The following is a 17,789-nucleotide window of genomic DNA, read 5'->3' on the forward strand; positions in this document are numbered from 1 at the left end:
CGTGGAGGTCCTCGGAGGCCGCTGTCGGCGGGGTGTTCCGGGGCCTGCTCAGTGATGGGTGACAGACCCTGTGATGGCAGTCACGGATCTGTGTATGCGTTTGTATCCTGGCGCACAGCGCGCGTCAAGGACCTAGAGTCAGACTCGTTCGGTCCTGAACGGAGACACTCGGGCCCTCTCGGGCGTCATTCCGGCCCGGCGACCGGCCTGGGACCGCAGCTAGGGTGACCACAGACACATCTCGGTGTGGACATGTGTGGTCCAGCTGCCCGTCCCCGCCCCTCATCCAGCCCTGTGGAGGACACCATGAAGGCCCTGCGGTTCTACGCCCCCGAAGACGTCCGCCTCGAGGACGTGCCGGAGCCCGTGTGCGGTCCGGACGAGGTCAAGATCGCGGTGAAGAACTGCTCGACCTGTGGCACCGACGTCAAGATCTTCCACAACGGCCACCAGAACCTGACCCCGCCGCGCACCATCGGCCACGAGATCGCCGGCGAGGTCGTCGAGGTCGGCGCGGACGTCAACAGCACGTACGGCAGCAGCTGGGCCCCCGGTGACCGCGTGCAGGTCATCGCCGCGGTGCCGTGCGGGGAGTGCCACGAGTGCCGCAAGGGCTGGATGGCCGTCTGCCAGAACCAGACCTCGGTCGGCTACCAGTACGACGGTGGCTTCGCCGAGTTCATGATCGTGCCCAAGCAGGTGCTCAAGGTCGACGGGCTCAACCGGATCCCGGACAACGTCGGCTACGACGAGGCCTCGGCCGCCGAGCCCTTCGCCTGTGCGATCAACGCCCAGGAGCTGCTGGACATCGAGGAGGGCGACACCCTCGTCGTCTTCGGTGCCGGCCCCATCGGCTGCATGCACATCCGCATCGCCCGCGGCGTGCACAAGGTGGGCAAGGTCTTCCTCGTCGACGTCAACGCCGAGCGGCTGCAGATGTCGGCCGACGCCGTCCAGCCCGACGAGACGATCAACGGCGCCGAGGTCGACGTCGTCGAGCGGGTCATGGAGCTGACCGGCGGCCGCGGTGCCGACGTCGTCATCACCGCCACCGCCGCGAACATCACGCAGGAGCAGGCCATCGCGATGGCGGCCCGCAACGGCCGGATCTCCTTCTTCGGTGGTCTGCCCAAGACCAACCCGACGATCACCTGCGACTCCAACGTCGTGCACTACCGCCAGCTGCACATCCACGGGGCCAACGGCTCCGCGCCCGAGCACAACAAGCGGGCGCTGGAGTACATCTCCACCGGCCAGGTGCCGGTGAAGGACCTCATCACCGCCCGGCTCCCCCTGGAGCGCGCGCTGGAGGCCTTCGACATCGTCAAGGCCGGCTCGGCCATCAAGGTCACCGTCGAGCCGTAGGCCCCCCCTAGAACGCAGAAGGCGCCCTTCCCGGGATCCCGGGAAGGGCGCCTTCTGCGTTCCTCAGTGGCGGATGCCGGCCTGCTTCATCAGCGGCAGGATGTCGTCGTTGAAGATCTCGAGCTCTTCCTTGTAGTCGATGAGCCCCATGATCATCCCGTCCATGCCGGCCTCGTTGAGCTTCACCAGCTCCTCGGTGACCTGCTCCGGGGTGCCGACGATCGGGTAGCCGCCCCAGCCGGCGATGAAGCGCTCCTGGTACTCCTTGACCACGTGGTCGAAGGACTGCGAGGCACCCGAGCCGGCGATCTTGATGACGTTGCCGGCGGCGCCCCAGTCGCCCTCGTCCACGACGTTCTGGAACGCGGCCTTGGCCTCGGCCTCGGTGTCCCGGCAGACGATCAGCCCGTAGGTCATCGTCTGGATGTCGCGGGAGTACTCGCTCTTGGCCTTCTCCTTGAGGGAGGACGTGTACGTCTTCACGTTCTCCAGGGTGTCCAGCGAGGCGAAGTTGACGTCGACGTTGCGGGCGGAGAACTCGATGCCCGAGGCGGAGTTGCCGGCGTTCACCAGCGCCGGGCGGGGGCCCTGGACGGGCTTGGGGTAGGCCTCGACGTCCCGGCCGTAGAAGAACTCGCCGTCCACGTCGAAGCTGCCGGTCTCCGACCACAGCTTGAACGCGTAGTCGATCCACTCCTGGCCGAAGGCGTAGCGGCGGTCGTGCTCGCGCTGCGAGCCGCCGAACATCTCCATCTCCGGGGTCACCCAGCCCATGACCAGGTTGAGGGCGAACCGGCCACCGGAGATGTGGTCGATCGTGGTGGCCTGCTTGGCCGAGACGATCGGGTGCATCGTGGGCAGGTGGCTCGTCGCGGCGATGGCGATGTGCTCGGTGGCCTCGGCCAGGCCGGCGGCCCAGGTGTAGGTCTCGAAGCAGTTGCCGTTGAAGTTCGTCGAGCCGCCGAAGCCCTTCCATCGCGCGACCGGGATGAGGGCCTCGAAGCCCATCTGGTCGGCGCGCTGGGCGATCGCCTTGGTGTGCTCCCAGGTGACCTCGTAGCTGCTGGCCGCGTGGCTCATGATCAGCCCGAAGGAGCAGTTGGTGCCGAACAGGCCCAGCTTCATCTTCTGGTCGTTGAACAGCGGGTTGGTCTTCTGCCGGTCGGCCAGCGGGCCGGTCTCGTTGGCCGGGCGCGGGTCGGTGGGGGCCAGGCCCAGGCGGACGTTGGCGGTCTCGGTCGGACGGTCGTCGGTGGTCGTCACGGGAGGCTCCTCGAGGTCGGCGGGCCGGGTCTTCGGTGTGCCCTGGGCCACGTCTCGCCGACGACGCTAGGTCCGCTCGAGGGCCCTCGACAGCCGCGCAGCGCACCCCTCCGGCCGCTCGGCGCAGACCTGCCCACCCCCTGACGAAGGAACCTCTACACCCCCCATCGGCGCTGATGGGGGGTGCAGAGGTTCCTCCGCCAGGGGCGGGTCAGACTCCGGCGACGGGGAGGTCGACGACGGCGGACAGGTGCGGGCCGAGGTGGCCCATCCGCTCGCGTTTGGTGCGCAGGTACCGCACGTTGTGCGCGGTCTCCACGGTGGGCAGGGCGACCCGGCCGGTGATGGTGAGGCCGTAGCCGTCGAGGCCGCCGTACTTGGCGGGGTTGTTGGTGATGAGCCGGATGCGGGTGGCGCCGAGGTCGCCGAGGATCTGGGCGCCGACGCCGTAGGAGCGGCTGTCGACGGGGAGTCCCTGGGCGGTGTTGGCGTCCACGGTGTCCAGGCCCTGCTCCTGCAGGGCGTAGGCGCGGATCTTGTGGCCCAGCCCGATGCCGCGGCCCTCGTGCCCGCGCAGGTAGACCACGGCGCCGGCTCCTTCGGCGGCGATCGCGGCCAGTGCCTGCTCGAGCTGCCCGCCGCAGTCACACCGCAGCGACCCGAGGATGTCCCCGGTCAGGCACTCGGAGTGCACCCGCACCAGCGCGCCCTCGGTGGTCCGGGAGGCCGCGGCGAGGTCGCCCATCACCAGGGCCAGGTGCTCGGTGCCGTCGAGGGTGTTGCGGTCGCACCAGCGCGCCCTCGGTGGTCCGGGAGGCCGCGGCGAGGTCGCCCATCACCAGGGCCAGGTGCTCGGTGCCGTCGAGGGTGTTGCGGTAGGCCGTGGCCCGGAAGTCCCCGAACTCCGTGGGCATCGCGGAGGTGCCGACGACCTCGACGAGGCGTTCGGTGGCGCGGCGGTGCCGCACGAGGTCGGCGATCGCCAGCACCGGCAGGCCGTGCTCCTCGGCGAACGCGGTCAGCGAGGCACCGGCGCGCATGGAGCCGTCCTCGTCGACGATCTCCCCGATCACCCCGACCCCGGTGAGGCCGGCCATGGTGGTGAGGTCGACGGCGGCCTCGGTGTGCCCGGCCCGGACCAGCACCCCGCCGGCGCGGGCGATGAGCGGGAACACGTGCCCGGGACGACGCAGCTGCGCGGGCGTGGTGGCCGCCGAGGCCAGCGCCCGGACGGTGGTGGCGCGGTCGGCGGCCGAGACACCCGTGGAGGTGTCCAGGGCGTCGACGGTGATCGTGAACGCCGTGCCGTGGGCGTCGGTGTTGTCGGTGACCATCAGCGGCAGCTGCAGCTCGGTGGCGCGAGCAGCGGGCATCGGGGCGCAGACGATGCCGGTGGTGTGCCGGACGAGGAACGCCATCTGCTCGACCGTGCACAGCTCGGCGGCGAGGATCAGGTCGCCCTCGTTCTCCCGGTCCTCGTCGTCGACGACGATCACCATGCCGCCGGCGGCGATCGCCGCGACGGCGGTCTGCACGGCCTCGGTGGGTGTCCTGCGGGTCATGCCGAGGCCTCCAGGGCGGCGTGGGTGCCGAACACCCTCGAGTGGTAGGTCAGCGGCGCACCGTCGGCGGTGTCCGCGGCCAGCACGGTGCCCAGGGCGACGACGTGGTCCCCGCCCTCGACCAGGGAGGCCACCTCGCAGGCCAGCCAGCCCGGCGCCCCGGGCAACCGGGGCAGGCCNCAGCACGGTGCCCAGGGCGACGACGTGGTCCCCGCCCTCGACCAGGGAGGCCACCTCGCAGGCCAGCCAGCCCGGCGCCCCGGGCAACCGGGGCAGGCCCTGGTCGGGCACCCAGTCGACGCTGGCGAACTTGTCGGTGCCCTTGCGGGCGAAGGACAGCGCCAGCGCCGACTGGGTGGAGCCCAGCACGTTGACCCCGAACCGGCCGGTGTCCCGGACCAGGGCCAGCAGGTCCGACCCCCGGTCCAGGGACACCAGCACCATCGCGTCAGCTCCGCAGCGGCGACGTCGTCACCGTCGAGGGCCTGGGCGACTTCCGCATCNGCCAGCGCCGACTGGGTGGAGCCCAGCACGTTGACCCCGAACCGGCCGGTGTCCCGGACCAGGGCCAGCAGGTCCGACCCCCGGTCCAGGGACACCAGCACCATCGGCGGGTCCATCGACAACGAGGCGAAGGCCGAGACCGTCGTCCCGTGCGGGACGCCGTCGGCCGACACCGCGGTCACCACCGACACCGGGGTCGCCACCCCGGCCATCACCTCACGGAACTGCTCGGCCAGCACGGCTCAGCCCAGCTGGAAGGGGTCGCGGGTGCCGCCGGTGAGCTCGATGAACACCGACTTGTTCTCGGTGTACTCGTTGATCGCCTCGACGCCGTTCTCCCGGCCGATGCCGGAGTTGCCGAACCCGCCGAAGGGCATGTTCGGGGCCACCACGCGGTAGGCGTTGACCCAGACGGTGCCGGCGCGGAGCTTGGCGGCGACCCGGTGCGCGCGGTGCACGTCCTTGGTCCACACCGCCCCGGCCAGGCCGTAGGGGGTGTCGTTGGCCAGCTTCAGCGCCTCGTCCTCGTCGGTGAAGGTGTAGGCGGCGAGCACCGGCCCGAACACCTCCTCGCGGACGATGGTGTTCTCCGGACCGACGTTGGTGACCACGGTGGGCTTGACGAAGAGCCCGCCGAGCTCGGCCGAGGGCTCCCCGCCGCAGGCGAAGGTCGCGCCCTCGGCAGCGGCGCCCTGCAGGTAGCCCAGCACCTTCTCGTACTGCGGGCGGTTGGCGACCGGGCCCATCTCGGTGTCGGCGTCGTTGGGGTCGCCGAGCTTGATCGCGTTCGCCCGGGCGGCGACCTTCTCGATCAGGGCGTCGTGCACGTCGGCGTGCACGATGAGCCGGGAGCCGGCCATGCAGGTCTGCCCGGTGGCGGCGAACACCCCGGCGACCAGGCCGTTCGCGGCGGCGTCGAGGTCGGCGTCGGCGAACACGATCTGCGGGCTCTTGCCGCCCAGCTCCAGGGTGACCCGGTTCAGGTTGGTCACCGCGGCCTTGGCCACGGCGGCCCCGGTGGCGGTGGACCCGGTGAAGGCGACCTTGTCGATGCCGGTGTGCGAGGCCAGCGCCTCGCCCGTGGAGCGGTCCCAGCCGGTGACGACGTTGATGACGCCGGCGGGCAGCCCGGCCTCGGTGAGGATCTCGGCGAAGGCCACGGTGGAGGCCGGTGCGTGCTCCGAGGGCTTGACCACGCAGGTGTTGCCGGCGGCCAGCAGCGGGGCGAGCTTGAAGGTCAGCAGCAGCAGCGGGGAGTTCCACGGGGTGATGCAGCCGACGACGCCGACCGGCTCCCGCGTGGTGTACGCGAAGTAGTTCTGGTTCACCGGGGGCACGGTGCGGCCCTCGATCTTGTCGGCCAGGCCGGAGAAGTACCAGTACCACTGGGGCAGGCCCTTGAGCTGGCCGAGCATCTCGCGCATCAGCTTGCCGGAGTCGTTGACCTCCAGCTGGGCCAGCCGCTCGGCGTTCGCCAGGATCGCGTCGCCGCACTTCCGCAGGATCGCGGCGCGCTGGAAGCCCGACATCTGGCCCCACTCGCCGTCGAAGGCGGCGCGGGCCGAGGCGACGGCCAGGTCGACGTCCTCGGGGGAGCCGTCGGCGAGGGTCGCCCAGGGCTGGCCGGTGTAGGGGTTCTGCGACTCGAAGGTCTTCCCCGAGCGGGCGTCGACGGTCTCGCCGCCGATGAACAGGCCGAAGCGCTCGAGGTCGGTGGGGGTTGCGGTCGTCATCGACTGCTCCTTGTCGTCAGGGTGCGGGGTCATCAGGTCAGACCTGGGGTTCCAGTGCCTGGAGTGCGGGGGAGGCGAGGACGGCGGTCGTGAGGTCGACCAGGGCCCGGCCGTGCGAGGCAGCCAGCTCGGCGGCCTCGGCGGTCAGCTCGGTGCCCTCGAAGTGCGGGTGGGTCAGCACCAGCCCCGGGCTGAGCACCTGGCAGCCGTAGAACCCGGCCAGCAGGCTGCGCAGGGAGTCCTGGGCCAGGTAGTGCTCGGGGGCGTTGTTCGTCATGACGATCGCCGCCGTCGTCCGGGCGAGGTGGGCCGTGGTCTCGGTGGCGTACCGGCCGCGCTCGGCGGACTCGAACAGGCTGCGGAGCAGGCTGGAGAACGACGCCCGGTAGGTGGGGCTGCCGAACACGACCGCGTCCGCGGCCTCCATGGCGTCCAGCACGGTGGGGACGTCGGTGTCGGCGAGGCTGAGCCTGCGGGTCTCGGCGCCGGTGCACCCGGCCAGCAGGCCCGCGACGGCGGCGTCGGTCCGGCCGCCCGGCGTCGGGCTGCCCACGATCCCGAGCACGTTCACCGGAACTCCCCCCGCGGGCGGCTGGTGCCACCGGCCCGGAACAGCGAGCTGGGCAGGGCGTGCCCGACCGCGTCCTCGGTGACCGCGGCCGCGGTGAGGACGGCGTCCAGGTCGATGCCGGTCTGCACGCCGGAGTCGGCCAGCCAGTAGACGAGCTCCTCGGTGGCGATGTTGCCGCTGGCGCCGGGGGCGAACGGGCAGCCGCCGAGCCCGCCGACCGAGGCGTCGAGCTGGGTCACCCCGGCGAGGACGGCGGCCAGCGCGTTGGCCTGGCCGGTGCCGCGGGTGTCGTGGAAGTGCGCGCCCAGCGGCAGCCCGGGCGCGGCGTCGCGGACGGCGTCGAGCAGGTCGACGGTGCGCCGGGGCGTGACGGTGCCGATGGTGTCGCCCAGGCACAGCTGGTCGGCGCCCTGGGCCACCGCTGACCGGACGACGTCCAGCACCCGGGACGGATCGGTCCGTCCGTCGAAGGGGCAGTCCCACGCCGTCGCCACGATCACCTCGAGCGACCCGCCGGCGCCGTGCGAGACCTCGGCGATCGCGCCGACCGCCTCGACGGCCTCCGCGGTGGGCCGCCCGGCGTTGGCCCGGGAGTGGCTGTCGGCGGCGCTGACCACGTACTCCAGGTGCGGGATCCCGGCGTCGACCGCGCGCTGGGCACCGCGCAGGTTGGCCACCAGCGCGGAGAAGTGCACCCCGGGGAAGCGGTGCAGCTGCGCGGCGAGCTCGTCGGCGTCGGCCAGGGCCGGCACGGCCTTGGGCGACACGAACGAGGTGACCTCGATGCGCTGGACCCCGGTGGCCACGAGGGCCTCCAGCATCGCGACCTTGGCCGCCAGCGGGATCGGCGCCTCGATCTGCAGACCGTCGCGCAGCCCCACCTCGCGGACGTCGACGTTCCTGGGCAGCTCCACGTCAGACCACTCCCTGCTCGGCCAGCTCGGTCAGGTCGTCGGCGGTGAGCCCGAGCAGCTCGCCGTAGACCTCGGTGTTGTGGCTGCCCGGCCGCGGCGGGCCGGCCCAGCGGACCGTGCCCGGGGTCTCGGACAGCTGTGGGGTGATGCCGGGGCCGAGCACGTCGGCACCGACGCCCAGGTCGTGGTGGGCGACGAGCATGTCCCGGGCGGCGAACTGCTCGTCGGCCACGACGTCGGCGATGGTCGCGACCGGTCCGACGACGACGCCGGCGGTCGAGCAGCGGGCCACCACGTCGTCCGGCGGGAGCTCCCTGGCCCACGCGCCGATCAGCACGTCGAGCTCGTCCTGGTTGCGGGCCCGGGCGGTGTGCGTGGCGTACCGCTCGTCGTCGGCGAGCTCGGGGCGGTCCATCGCCGCGCAGAGCCGCCGGAACAGGGTGTCCTGGTTCGCGGCGATGATCACGAAGGTGCCGTCGGCGGTCTCGTAGCTGTTGGACGGCGCGATGGCGTCCAGCCGGGTGCCGCTGGGCTGGCGGACGTGCCCGGCGCGCGAGTAGTCGGCGACCATCGACTCGGTCACCGCGAGGCACGAGTCGGTCAGGGCGGCGTCGACCACCTGCCCGCGGCCGGTGCGTCCCCGGGCGACGAGTGCGGTGAGGATGCCCTGGCAGGCGAACATGCCGGCCAGCGAGTCGCCCAGCGACAGCGCCATCCGCACCGGCGGCTGGCCGGGGAAGCCGGTCACGTAGCGCATCCCGGCGCGGGCCTCGGCGACGCTGGCGTACCCGGGCTGGGCGGCCATCGGGCCGGTCTGGCCGTAGCCGGAGACCCGGGCGAGCACCAGGCCGGGGTTGGCCGCGCTCAGCCGGTCGTAGCCCAGGCCCCAGCGCTCCAGCGTGCCGGGCCGGAAGCTCTCCACCACCACGTCGGCGTCGGCGGCCAGGCCCAGGAAGAGCTCCTGGCCGCGCTCGGAGCGCAGGTCCAGGGTGATGCAGCGCTTGTTGCGGGCGTGCACGGTCCAGAAGAAGCCGCGGCCGTCCTCGTGCACCTGGCCCCAGGTGCGCAGCGGGTCGGGGCGGTCCGGGGCCTCGATCTTGACCACGTCGGCCCCCTGGTCGCCGAGCAGCCGCCCGGCGAAGGGCCCGGCGATGAGCGTGCCGATCTCGAGCACGCGGATGCCGTCCAGGGCACCGGTCACGGGGACTGCTCCTCACGTCGTCGTGCGGGGTCGGGTCCGACGGTAGGCAGTCCGGGGGACGCCGACCATCCGCGCTCGGCGGACCTCCATCCGCACAGCGCAGGCTCACCGGGTGGGCCTGGACCCGACATGCGTTGCGTCCTACCTTTCCCCCGGAGGCCGGGCACCGCAGCTCGGCCGGACGACAGGAGAGACATGTCCGACCTGGTAGCAGAGCAGTCCCGGATCGCCGACCGGACGCTCACCGCCGTCGAGGAGCTGCTGCGCACCATCGACGACGGCGACCTGCACGTCGCCGACCCCGGCGGCGGCTGGACCGGCGCGACCGTGGTCAGCCACATGACCCTGGCCGGGCTGCTGTGGGTGGCCGACATCGCCCGCCTGCAGGCCGACCCCGAGCTGGACTTCTTCTACCGCGAGGAGATCGGGCACGACACGATCGGCGCGATCCCGCCGACCGCCGCCGAGGCCGCGGACAAGATCGCCTCGCTGCGCCGCACGATGGTCTCGACGATGCCGAACCACACCCCGGAGATCCTCGAGCGGTCGGTGGAGATCACCACGCTGGGCCGGATGACCGTCGCCGAGTGGCTGCCGATCATCGTCGGGCACGTCGTGCACCACCGCGACCAGCTGCACGCCGTCCTCAAGTCCCGGGGCAAGCTGCCCGAGCGCTTCGAGGTGCCCGAGGGCCACACGGGCGAGGACGCCTGATGCGCGCCGTCGTCCTCACCGGGGTCGGCCAGGTCGAGGTCCAGGACCGCCCGGACCCCACCGCCGACCCGCTGCACGTGGTCGTGCACGTCGACGTCGCCTCGCTCTGCGGCACCGACGCCCACCAGTACGAGGGCCGGATCGACTCGCCCTTCCCGCGGGTGCCCGGGCACGACTTCGCCGGGACCGTGGTCTCGGTCGGCGAGGGGGTGGACGAGGGGCTCATCGGCCGCCAGTTCGCCGTCAAGCCCTCGCTGCCGTGCGGGCAGTGCGCCGCGTGCGTCGACGGCCCCTCGCTGGACTGCCCGAACAAGAAGCTGATCGGGCTGTGGAGCGACGGCTGCTTCGCCGAGCTGGTCGCCGTCCCGCGGGTCAACCTGGTGCCGATCCCCGAGGGCGTGCCGATCTGGGGCGCGGCGCTGCTGGAGCCCTTCGCCGTTGCGCTGAACTGCATCGACCGGCTGCAGATCAAGCTGGGCGACTCCGTGCTGGTGCTCGGCCAGGGCCCGATCGGCCTGGCCGTGGCCCGGTTCGCCGCGCTCTCGGGCGCCGGGCGGCTCACCGTGACCGACGTCCGGGACGAGGTCTTCGAGGTCTCCCGGGCGTTCGGGGCCACCGACTGCCTGGACAGCCGCACCGACGGCCTGGTCGAGCGGGTGCTGGAGATGCACGGCGGGCGCGGCGCCGACATCGTCGTGGAGACCTCGGGTGCGCCCGCGGCCTCGGCGTCGGTGATCGACCTGGTGCGCAAGGAGGGCAAGGCCTCCTTCATCGGCTACGCCAACGACCTCCCGGGCATCCCCGTCGTCCCGATGATGCTCAAGACGGCCACCGTCTTCGGCATCGGCGGCAACGGCGGGCGCGGGCAGTACGAGCGCTCGCTGGAGCTCATCCGGGCCGGCCGGGTCGACCTCTCCCCGCTGGTCACCCACCGCTTCTCCCTCGAGGACGCGCCGGAGGCCTTCGAGGTCGCCAGCACCAAGCGCGACGGCGCGATCAAGGTCCTGCTGGAGCCCTGAGGGGGACCGCCCGCACCCAGGCAGGGGAAGCCCTGCACACACCACCGGGGTCCACGGGTGTGTGCAGGGCTTCCCCTGCCGCGGGTCAGCCGGAGATGCGCTTGTACGGGTCCGACGGGGCCGCGCCCGCGGCCACGATCTGGGCCGACCAGGCGTCCAGCTGCTCGGTCAGGGCGGGGACGTCGTCACCGATCGGGGCGAGCACCCGGTCCATGGCGGTGTCGGTCTGGGCCTCGATGCGGTCGCGCTCGGTCTGGCCCTGCGGGGTGAGCGCGCCGTCGGCGACCCAGCCGCGGGCGACCAGGTCGGCGTCGGCGGCGGCCATGACCTCCGGGGCCCAGCCGCGGGTGCCGGCGTAGGCGGTGGGCTCCCAGCCCACCCAGTACTCGGTCACCAGGTTCATCTGCACCCCGGTCAGCCCGGCGGCGACGTTGGCCGCCTGGTGGGTGTCGCCGCGGTACTCGCGCAGCAGGTTGAGCGCGTGCCACAGCTGGCCCAGCGGGTCCTCGGGCCAGTCCAGGGAGGCGAGGCCGGCGACCAGCGGGCGGCCGGCGACGTCGGCCACGGCCAGGTCGGTGGCCCGGCGGAGCTGGGCGACGGCGGTCTCGACGTCCCCGGTGGGGACGTCGCCGAGCACCTCGTGCAGCGACTCGACGGCCCCGCGCTCCCGGGCGGCGAGCACGTCGGCGCGGGAGGCGATGCCGCGGGCGTCCTCGTAGAGGGAGGTGACCAGCCCGGGCTCGAAGACCCCGAAGGCGGCGACGACGACCGGGGCGGTGGGCTCGCCCATCGGGGCGGTGCGGCCCCACACGTAGCCGGTGAGGAACTCCAGGCCCAGGGCCTCCATCGCGGCGTAGGCGGGCTTGCCCCAGAAGCCGATGGTGGCCAGCGGTTCGGCCGCGTCACGCAGCGAGCGGGCCGCGCCGGTGGGCACCCGGGGGGCGGGTCGCCCGGCGGAGGGCTCGGCCAGGAAGGCGGCCGACAGTTCTGCGTAGTCCACGGTGGGGCTCCTCGAGGGGGTCAGTGCCGGAGGGTGGCGGACGGGAGCTCGCCGAAGCGGTCCCGGTACTGCTGGGCGAAACGGCTCTGGTGGAAGAAGCCCCAGCGCATCGCGACCTCGGTGACCCGCACGGTGGCCGGGTCGCTGCGCACCAGCTCGCTGCGCACCCGGTCCAGCCGGACCCGGCGCAGGTAGCTCATCGGGGACTCCCCGAACTGCTGCTGGAACGCCGCGTGCAGGGTGCGCACGCTCATGCAGCCCACCCGGGCCAGCTGCTGCGGGGTCAGCGGCTCGTCGGCGTGCTCCTCCAGGAAGGCGACCACGGGGGCGAGCCGGCCGTACCGGACGGCCTCGGCGGGGGCGGCCAGCACGTCGGAGAACTGGTGCCGGCCGGCGTGCAGCACCTGGGTCATCACGAACGCCTCGAGCTGCTCGCGGGCCAGCGGCATGTCGGCCAGCCCACCGGGGCGGTCCAGCTCGCGGGCCAGGAACTCCACCGAGTTGAGCAGCGACTGCCCGGCGGCGTGGGTGAGGTCCAGGCCGAAGTCGAAGTCCAGGACCTCGGCGACCGACCGGCCGACCAGGTCGCCGAGGTGGGACTCCAGGCTGCTGCGCGGGATCTTGAGGATCAGCTGCTCGGCGTCGGCGCTCCAGCGCACGGTGTTGCGCTGCAGCGGGTTGAGCACGGCACCGGAGCGGCGGGCCTCGGTGCGGGCCCGGGCACCGTCGGAGCGGTCGGCGTCGGTGGACCCCGCCGTCGTGAGGTTGACGTGGTAGCAGTCCTCGGTCGGCGGCATGGTCAGCTCCGCCGCTGCCTGGTAGGTCAGGTAGCCCAGGGTCAGGTGGTGGTCGGCGACGGCGTTGAGCGTCATGTCCACCCGGTCGTGGTCGGCCGTCAGGTCGTGGGCCAGGTACACCCGGGTGACCGCGTCGCGGGCCTCCTCGAGGCTGTGCGTCCCGACGACGGGGAAGCGCGACAACGGCAGCGCGGCACTGCTCTGCACGATCACCTCCGGGCTCGACCCGTGTGGCGCCAGCCACACCTGAGCCGCAATCTAGGCCGGACCGGGTGGTCCGACCAGCCGTTGCGCGCAGCAGGGTGTCCGCCGGGCGTCGAGATGGGTGCGGTGTGCGGCTGTCGGCCTGCCGCGGGCGGATCGACGCCCGGCGCGCGCGGGCGTCATGCTGGTCGGTGTGACCGCCACCCTCGGCAACGCCGCCGGAACGAGCACCCACGACACCGCGCTGCGGGAGATCGAGCAGCGCGTGCTCTGGCTGGCCTCCTCGATCGTCGACCACGCCAACCGGGTGCGCCCCAACCCCGACGGGCTCAAGGTCGGCGGCCACCAGGCCTCCAGCGCCTCGATCGCGACGATCATGACCGCGCTGTGGCTGGAGACGCTGGGCCCGGAGGACCGGGTGTCGGTCAAGCCGCACGCCTCCCCGGTGCTGCACGCGCTGGAGTTCCTGCTCGGCCAGCTGCCGGCCTCGGCGCTGACCACGCTGCGCGAGTTCGGCGGCCTGCAGTCCTACCCCTCGCGGCTGAAGGACCCGGTGCCCGCGGACTACTCCACCGGCTCGGTCGGCATCGGGGCCACCGCGCCGATCTGGGGCGCGATCGCCCGCCGCTACGTCAACACCCAGTTCGGCACCGGCGGCGCGGGCCGGCAGTGGTCGCTGGTCGGGGATGCCGAGCTCGACGAGGGCGCGGTCTGGGAGGCCGTGGTCGACCCGATGGTGGCCGAGCTCGGCGAGGTCGTCTGGGTGGTCGACCTCAACCGCCAGTCGCTGGACCGGGTGGTGCCCACGATGGGCGCCGTCCGGCTGCAGGGCATGTTCGCCGCCGCCGGCTGGCAGGTGCTCACCGTCAAGTACGGCGCCCTGCTCGAGGAGCTCTACACCCGCGAGGGCGGCCCCGAGCTGCGCGACCGGATCGACGAGATGACCAACCCCGAGTACCAGCGGATGCTGCGCCGCACCGCCGCCGAGCTGCGCGAGCACCTGCCCGGGGACGGCGCCGGGGCCGCCGCGGTGGCCGGGCTGATAGCCGGGGTCTCCGACGAGGACCTGGTCGCCGCCGTGCGGAACCTGGGTGGGCACGACCTGCAGGCGCTGCGGACGGCGTTCGCCCAGATCGACGACACCCGCCCCACCGTGGTGCTGGCCTACACGCTCAAGGGCTACGGGCTGGCCACCGAGGGGCACCCGCAGAACCACTCGGCGCTGCTGAACGAGGCCCAGCTGCACGAGCTGGCCGACCGGGTGGGGGTGGACCCGGCGCAGCCGTGGGCGGCCTTCGACCCGCACACCGAGCCCGGCCGGCTGCTGGCCTACGCCGCGCGGCGTCTGCGCAAGCCCGAGCACGAGGGCGCCGGTGCCCCGGCCGTGCCCGCCGACCTGGGCCGGACACCGTCCGGCACGGCGACCACCCAGGCCGCCCTCGGCCGCACCCTGCTCGACCTCAACCGGGCCGCGCCCGAGGCCGGCGCCCGGGTGGTCACGGTCAGCCCCGACGTCTCCAGCTCCACCAACCTGGGCGGCTGGGTCAACAAGGTCGGCGTCTGGTCGGCCGAGGACCGCCGCGACTGGTTCTCCGACGACCCCGAGACGATCCTGCACTGGCGCGAGCGGCCCAGCGGCCAGCACGTCGAGCTGGGCATCGCCGAGGTCAACCTGGTGTCGCTGATGGGCGAGCTGGGTTCCACGTGGAACCGGTGGGCGCAGCCGCTGCTGCCGATCGGCGTCATGTACGACCCGTTCGTCTCCCGGGCGCTGGAGCCGTGGAGCTTCGGGGTCTACGCCGGCGGCCAGTCGATCCTGGTGGGGACGCCGTCCGGGGTCACGCTGGCGCCCGAGGGCGGGGCGCACCAGTCGATCACCAGCCCCTCGATCGGGCTGGAGCAGCCGGGTGTGGTCACCTACGAGCCGGGCTTCGCCCTGGACACCGAGTGGTGCCTGCTGGCCTCCCTCGGCCGGCTCGGGAAGGCCGACGGGTCCAGCGCCTACCTGCGGTTGTCCACCCGGCCGGTCGACCAGGCGTTGGCCGAGGTGCCGACCGACCCGGCCGCGCGCGAGCGTCGTCGTCGCCAGGTGGTGGGCGGGGCGTACGCACTGCGCCGGGTCGCCGAGCCCGCCGTCACCGTCGTGACCATGGGCGCGATGGTCACCGAGGGCCTGGCCGCCGCCGACCGGCTGACCGCGCTGGGCCACCCGGCCGACGTGGTCGTGGTGACCAGCCCGGGGCTGCTCTTCCGCGCCCTGCAGGCCCGCCGCGGGCTGGACGACGTCGGCACCCCGGTGGTGGACGACGCCGTCCTGGGCTCGGTGTTCCCCGCCGACCGGGCCACCCCGATGGTCACCGTGCTCGACGGCCACCCGCACACGCTGGCGTTCCTGGCCGGCGTGCACCGGGTGCCCGCCGCGCACCTGGGCGTCACCCGCTTCGGCCAGTCCGGCGACCTGCAGAGCGTCTACCGGCACCACGGCATCGACACCGACTCCGTCGTCGGCGCCGCCCTCGACCTGCTGTGACCCCAGCGTGGATCAGGTGACCTGATCCACGCCTCGCCGCCCTCACCAACGCTGGTGAGGGCGGCGAGTCGTGGGTGAGGGTGGTCAGGCGTGCCGCAGGCCGTTCTTCTGCATGATCGGCAGCACCTCGGCGCCGAACTCCTTCAGCTCCTTGGCGTAGTCGTGGAAGCCGAAGATCGCCCCGCCCATGCCGGACTCGGACAGCTCGTGGAACTGCTCGGCCACCTGCTCGGGGGTGCCGACGAGGTTCGGGCCGCCCCAGCCGGCGATGAAGCGCTCCTGGAACTGCTTGATCTGCGAGCCGAAGGACTGCGACTGGATGCCGAGCACGTCCATGATGATGTTGGCCCCGGGCCAGTCGCCGGCGTCGATGATCGCCTGCTGGGCCGCCTTGGCCTCCTTCTCGGTCTCCCGGCAGATCACCAGGCAGTAGGTCCAGACGTCGATGTCGCGCTCGTAGGTGTCGTTGGCCAATCGCTTGATGCCCTTGACGTAGGCCGGGGCCTCCTCGGTGGGCAGCGCGATGAGGTTGATGTCGACGTTCTTGGCCGAGAAGTCCTGCCCGGCCGGTGAGGCGCCGGCGTTGAGCAGGGCCGGGCGGGGGTCCTGGATCGGCTTGGGAAAGGCCTTGGCGCCCTTGGAGGTGAAGTACTTCCCGTCGACGTCGAAGGTGCCCTCCTCGTTCCAGAGCCTCATCGCGAAGTCCAGCCACTCCTGGCCGTAGGCGTAGCGCTCGTCGTGCTCGAGCTGCTTTTTGCCGAACAGCTCCATCTCGGGGGTGAACCAGCCCATGACCAGGTTCATCCCGAACCGGCCGCCGGAGATGTGGTCGATGGTGGCGGCCATCTTCGCCGCGACGATCGGGTGCACGGTCGGCACGTGCGTGGTGGTGAAGATGCCGATGTTCTCGGTGGCCTGCGCCAGCCCCGCGGCCCAGGTGTAGGTCTCGTAGCAGACCCCGTTGAAGTCGGTGTTCCCGCCGAACCCGGTCCACCGCCCGACCGGCACCATCGCCTCGAGACCCAGCTGGTCGGCGGTGCGGGCGATGTCGAGCTGCTGGTCCCAGGTGACCCGGAAGTCGGTGGGGGCGTCGCTCATGATCACGCCGCCGGAGCAGTTGCTGGAGAAGATGCCCAGCTTGAGCTTCTGGTCGTTGAAGACCGGGTTGTCGGTGGTGGGCTTGTAGTGGCCCAGCAGTCCGTCGGCCTGGTGCATGGGAAGGGTCATCGTCGACCTCCACGTCGGGGGCGGCTGCGTGCCACCCGTCCCCGGCATCGTGGGCACCGGGCACCGGCCCGCACGATCCGCCGGACGACGACCGTCGTCCGCTGGACGAAGTGGGGTCGTCCAGCGGACAGGGACGTGCGCTGAGGGGATGGACGGCGAGGCCGCACTCCCGTGCACTGGTCGTGTGGGTGACCCAGGACACGCGGTGCTGCCGGCCTCCCGGCTGGTGCGCACGTCGGACCTGGCCGAGGCGCAGGCCGCCATCACCGACGTCTACATCCCGCACGACCTGCGCTCCCGGGACGGCCGGCCGCTGGACTTCACGTTGAACTTCCTGCAGTCGCACAAGCTGACCGTCGGCCACCTCAACTACGGCGCGGACGCCGAACTGCTCGTCCCGGCGATGCTGGACTGCTACCACCTCAACCTCACCCTGGGCGGCGCCACCCAGGTCAGCCAGGGCGGCCGCACGGCGGCGACGTCGGGCGGCCGGCGTGGGGTGCTCTTCGGGCCGCTGTCGCCGTTCACGGTGCGCTGGTCGCCCGAGGCCGTGCAGTACGCGATCAAGCTGCCCCGCCGGCAGCTGGAGGACCACCTCGCGGGGCTGCTCGGTCGACCGGTGGGCGGGCCGATCGACTTCCACCTGACCGTGGACCTGACCCGGGCGGCCGGGCGCAACCTGGTGTCCGCGGTGCACTTCCTGCGCGGCGAGCTCGCCCGGCCCGGCGGGCTGGCGACCTCGCCGTTGGCGCGGGACCAGCTCGAGGCGTTCGTGATGACCCAGGTGCTGCTCGCCGTCCCGCACGAGCACTCCGCGCAGCTGGCCACCCCCACGGCACCGGCGCAGCGCACCCGGGTCGGGGCGGTGGTGGAGCTCATCGACGCCCACCCCGACCAGCCGCTCACCCTCGTGGACATGACCCGGGTCGCCGGGGTCGGGGCGCGGGCGCTGCAGGCCGGGTTCCGGGAGACCGTGGGCATGGCGCCGCTGGCCTACCTGCGCAAGGTGCGGCTGGACCGGGTGCGTGCCGAGCTGACCGAGACCGCCGGCGACCGGTCGGTCACCGACGTGGCGCTGCGCTGGGGTTTCGCCCACCTGGGCCGCTTCGCCGGGCAGTACCGGGCCCAGTTCGGGGAGTCGCCGTCGGAGACGGTGCGGACGGCGCTGCGCGCGCACCGCTGAGC

The 17,789-nt window shown here is 72.7% G+C and carries 16 protein-coding genes and 2 pseudogenes; 5 read left to right on the forward strand and 13 right to left on the reverse strand.

Going from position 1 to position 17,789, the window contains the following annotated elements; genetic code table 11:
- Positions 1 to 306 precede the first annotated feature (306 nt).
- Positions 307 to 1,365 (forward strand): zinc-dependent dehydrogenase, encoded by a 1,059-nt coding sequence (locus ASG36_RS11100; RefSeq protein WP_055764975.1) that lies wholly within the window; start codon positions 307 to 309, stop codon positions 1,363 to 1,365.
- Between the two features lie 63 nt (positions 1,366 to 1,428).
- Here ASG36_RS11100 and ASG36_RS11105 read toward each other — a convergent pair whose 3' ends face one another.
- The 10 genes and pseudogenes from ASG36_RS11105 to ASG36_RS11130 all read right to left on the reverse strand — a co-directional run bounded on the left by ASG36_RS11105 (position 1,429) and on the right by ASG36_RS11130 (position 9,113).
- Positions 1,429 to 2,628, reverse strand: coding sequence for an LLM class flavin-dependent oxidoreductase (locus ASG36_RS11105; protein WP_082523017.1), 1,200 nt, complete (start codon positions 2,626 to 2,628; stop codon positions 1,429 to 1,431).
- 211 nt (positions 2,629 to 2,839) lie between these two features.
- Positions 2,840 to 3,373 carry a GTP cyclohydrolase II RibA gene (ribA, locus tag ASG36_RS22640; protein WP_235495001.1) on the reverse strand — a complete coding sequence of 178 codons (534 nt, stop codon included), beginning with the start codon at positions 3,371 to 3,373 and terminating at the stop codon, positions 2,840 to 2,842.
- On the reverse strand, positions 3,273 to 4,190 hold the full coding sequence (ribB, locus tag ASG36_RS11110; RefSeq protein WP_235494873.1) for a 3,4-dihydroxy-2-butanone-4-phosphate synthase: 918 nt from the start codon (positions 4,188 to 4,190) through the stop codon (positions 3,273 to 3,275). The genes ribA and ribB overlap by 101 nt, the downstream gene beginning before the upstream one ends.
- The coding region (locus ASG36_RS22645) for a flavin reductase family protein (RefSeq protein ID WP_235494875.1) at positions 4,187 to 4,369 on the reverse strand (183 nt) is incomplete at its 5' end. The genes ribB and ASG36_RS22645, both read right to left, overlap by 4 nt.
- Before the next feature lies 1 nt (position 4,370).
- A pseudogene (locus ASG36_RS22650) lies at positions 4,371 to 4,634 on the reverse strand (flavin reductase family protein); the annotation flags it as partial.
- A 60-nt stretch (positions 4,635 to 4,694) separates the two neighbouring features.
- A pseudogene (locus ASG36_RS21545) lies at positions 4,695 to 4,906 on the reverse strand (flavin reductase family protein); the annotation flags it as partial.
- 30 nt (positions 4,907 to 4,936) lie between these two features.
- Entirely contained in the window at positions 4,937 to 6,427 is a 1,491-nt protein-coding gene (locus ASG36_RS11115) for an aldehyde dehydrogenase (protein WP_055764979.1), read from the reverse strand.
- 37 nt (positions 6,428 to 6,464) lie between these two features.
- On the reverse strand, positions 6,465 to 6,998 hold the full coding sequence (locus ASG36_RS11120) for an NADPH-dependent FMN reductase (RefSeq protein WP_055763733.1): 534 nt from the start codon (positions 6,996 to 6,998) through the stop codon (positions 6,465 to 6,467).
- Positions 6,995 to 7,912 (reverse strand): hydroxymethylglutaryl-CoA lyase, encoded by a 918-nt coding sequence (locus ASG36_RS11125; protein ID WP_055763736.1) that lies wholly within the window; start codon positions 7,910 to 7,912, stop codon positions 6,995 to 6,997. Before ASG36_RS11125 ends, ASG36_RS11120 begins: the two co-directional genes overlap by 4 nt.
- A 1-nt stretch (position 7,913) precedes the next feature.
- Positions 7,914 to 9,113: a CaiB/BaiF CoA-transferase family protein gene (locus ASG36_RS11130; protein ID WP_055763738.1), complete on the reverse strand. Its 1,200-nt coding sequence runs from the start codon at positions 9,111 to 9,113 to the stop codon at positions 7,914 to 7,916.
- A 195-nt stretch (positions 9,114 to 9,308) separates the two neighbouring features.
- Here ASG36_RS11130 and ASG36_RS11135 point away from each other — a divergent pair, with 195 nt between their 5' ends.
- Positions 9,309 to 9,827: a DinB family protein gene (locus ASG36_RS11135; RefSeq protein WP_055763740.1), complete on the forward strand. Its 519-nt coding sequence runs from the start codon at positions 9,309 to 9,311 to the stop codon at positions 9,825 to 9,827.
- Positions 9,827 to 10,846: a zinc-binding dehydrogenase gene (locus tag ASG36_RS11140; RefSeq protein WP_055763742.1), complete on the forward strand. Its 1,020-nt coding sequence runs from the start codon at positions 9,827 to 9,829 to the stop codon at positions 10,844 to 10,846. The genes ASG36_RS11135 and ASG36_RS11140 overlap by 1 nt, the downstream gene beginning before the upstream one ends.
- Before the next feature lie 85 nt (positions 10,847 to 10,931).
- On the opposite strand, the gene ASG36_RS11145 is transcribed toward ASG36_RS11140, so the two are convergent.
- Positions 10,932 to 11,846, reverse strand: coding sequence for a hypothetical protein (locus ASG36_RS11145; protein ID WP_055763744.1), 915 nt, complete (start codon positions 11,844 to 11,846; stop codon positions 10,932 to 10,934).
- Between the two features lie 20 nt (positions 11,847 to 11,866).
- The gene (locus tag ASG36_RS11150) at positions 11,867 to 12,850 is read right to left on the reverse strand and encodes an AraC family transcriptional regulator (protein WP_200944436.1); all 984 of its coding nucleotides are present in this window, start codon (positions 12,848 to 12,850) and stop codon (positions 11,867 to 11,869) included.
- 190 nt (positions 12,851 to 13,040) lie between these two features.
- On the opposite strand from ASG36_RS11150, the gene ASG36_RS11155 reads away from it, so the two are divergent.
- Positions 13,041 to 15,377, forward strand: a complete 2,337-nt coding sequence (locus ASG36_RS11155) for a hypothetical protein (RefSeq protein ID WP_235494877.1) — start codon at positions 13,041 to 13,043, stop codon at positions 15,375 to 15,377.
- Positions 15,378 to 15,461: 84 nt separating this feature from the next.
- On the opposite strand, the gene ASG36_RS11160 is transcribed toward ASG36_RS11155, so the two are convergent.
- On the reverse strand, positions 15,462 to 16,604 hold the full coding sequence (locus tag ASG36_RS11160; protein ID WP_055763751.1) for an LLM class flavin-dependent oxidoreductase: 1,143 nt from the start codon (positions 16,602 to 16,604) through the stop codon (positions 15,462 to 15,464).
- 205 nt (positions 16,605 to 16,809) lie between these two features.
- Here ASG36_RS11160 and ASG36_RS11165 point away from each other — a divergent pair, with 205 nt between their 5' ends.
- Positions 16,810 to 17,787, forward strand: a complete 978-nt coding sequence (locus tag ASG36_RS11165) for an AraC family transcriptional regulator (protein ID WP_200944437.1) — start codon at positions 16,810 to 16,812, stop codon at positions 17,785 to 17,787.
- The last annotated feature ends 2 nt before the right edge of the window (positions 17,788 to 17,789 follow it).

Source organism: Geodermatophilus sp. Leaf369, from assembly GCF_001424455.1.
Lineage (GTDB): Bacteria > Actinomycetota > Actinomycetes > Mycobacteriales > Geodermatophilaceae > Klenkia.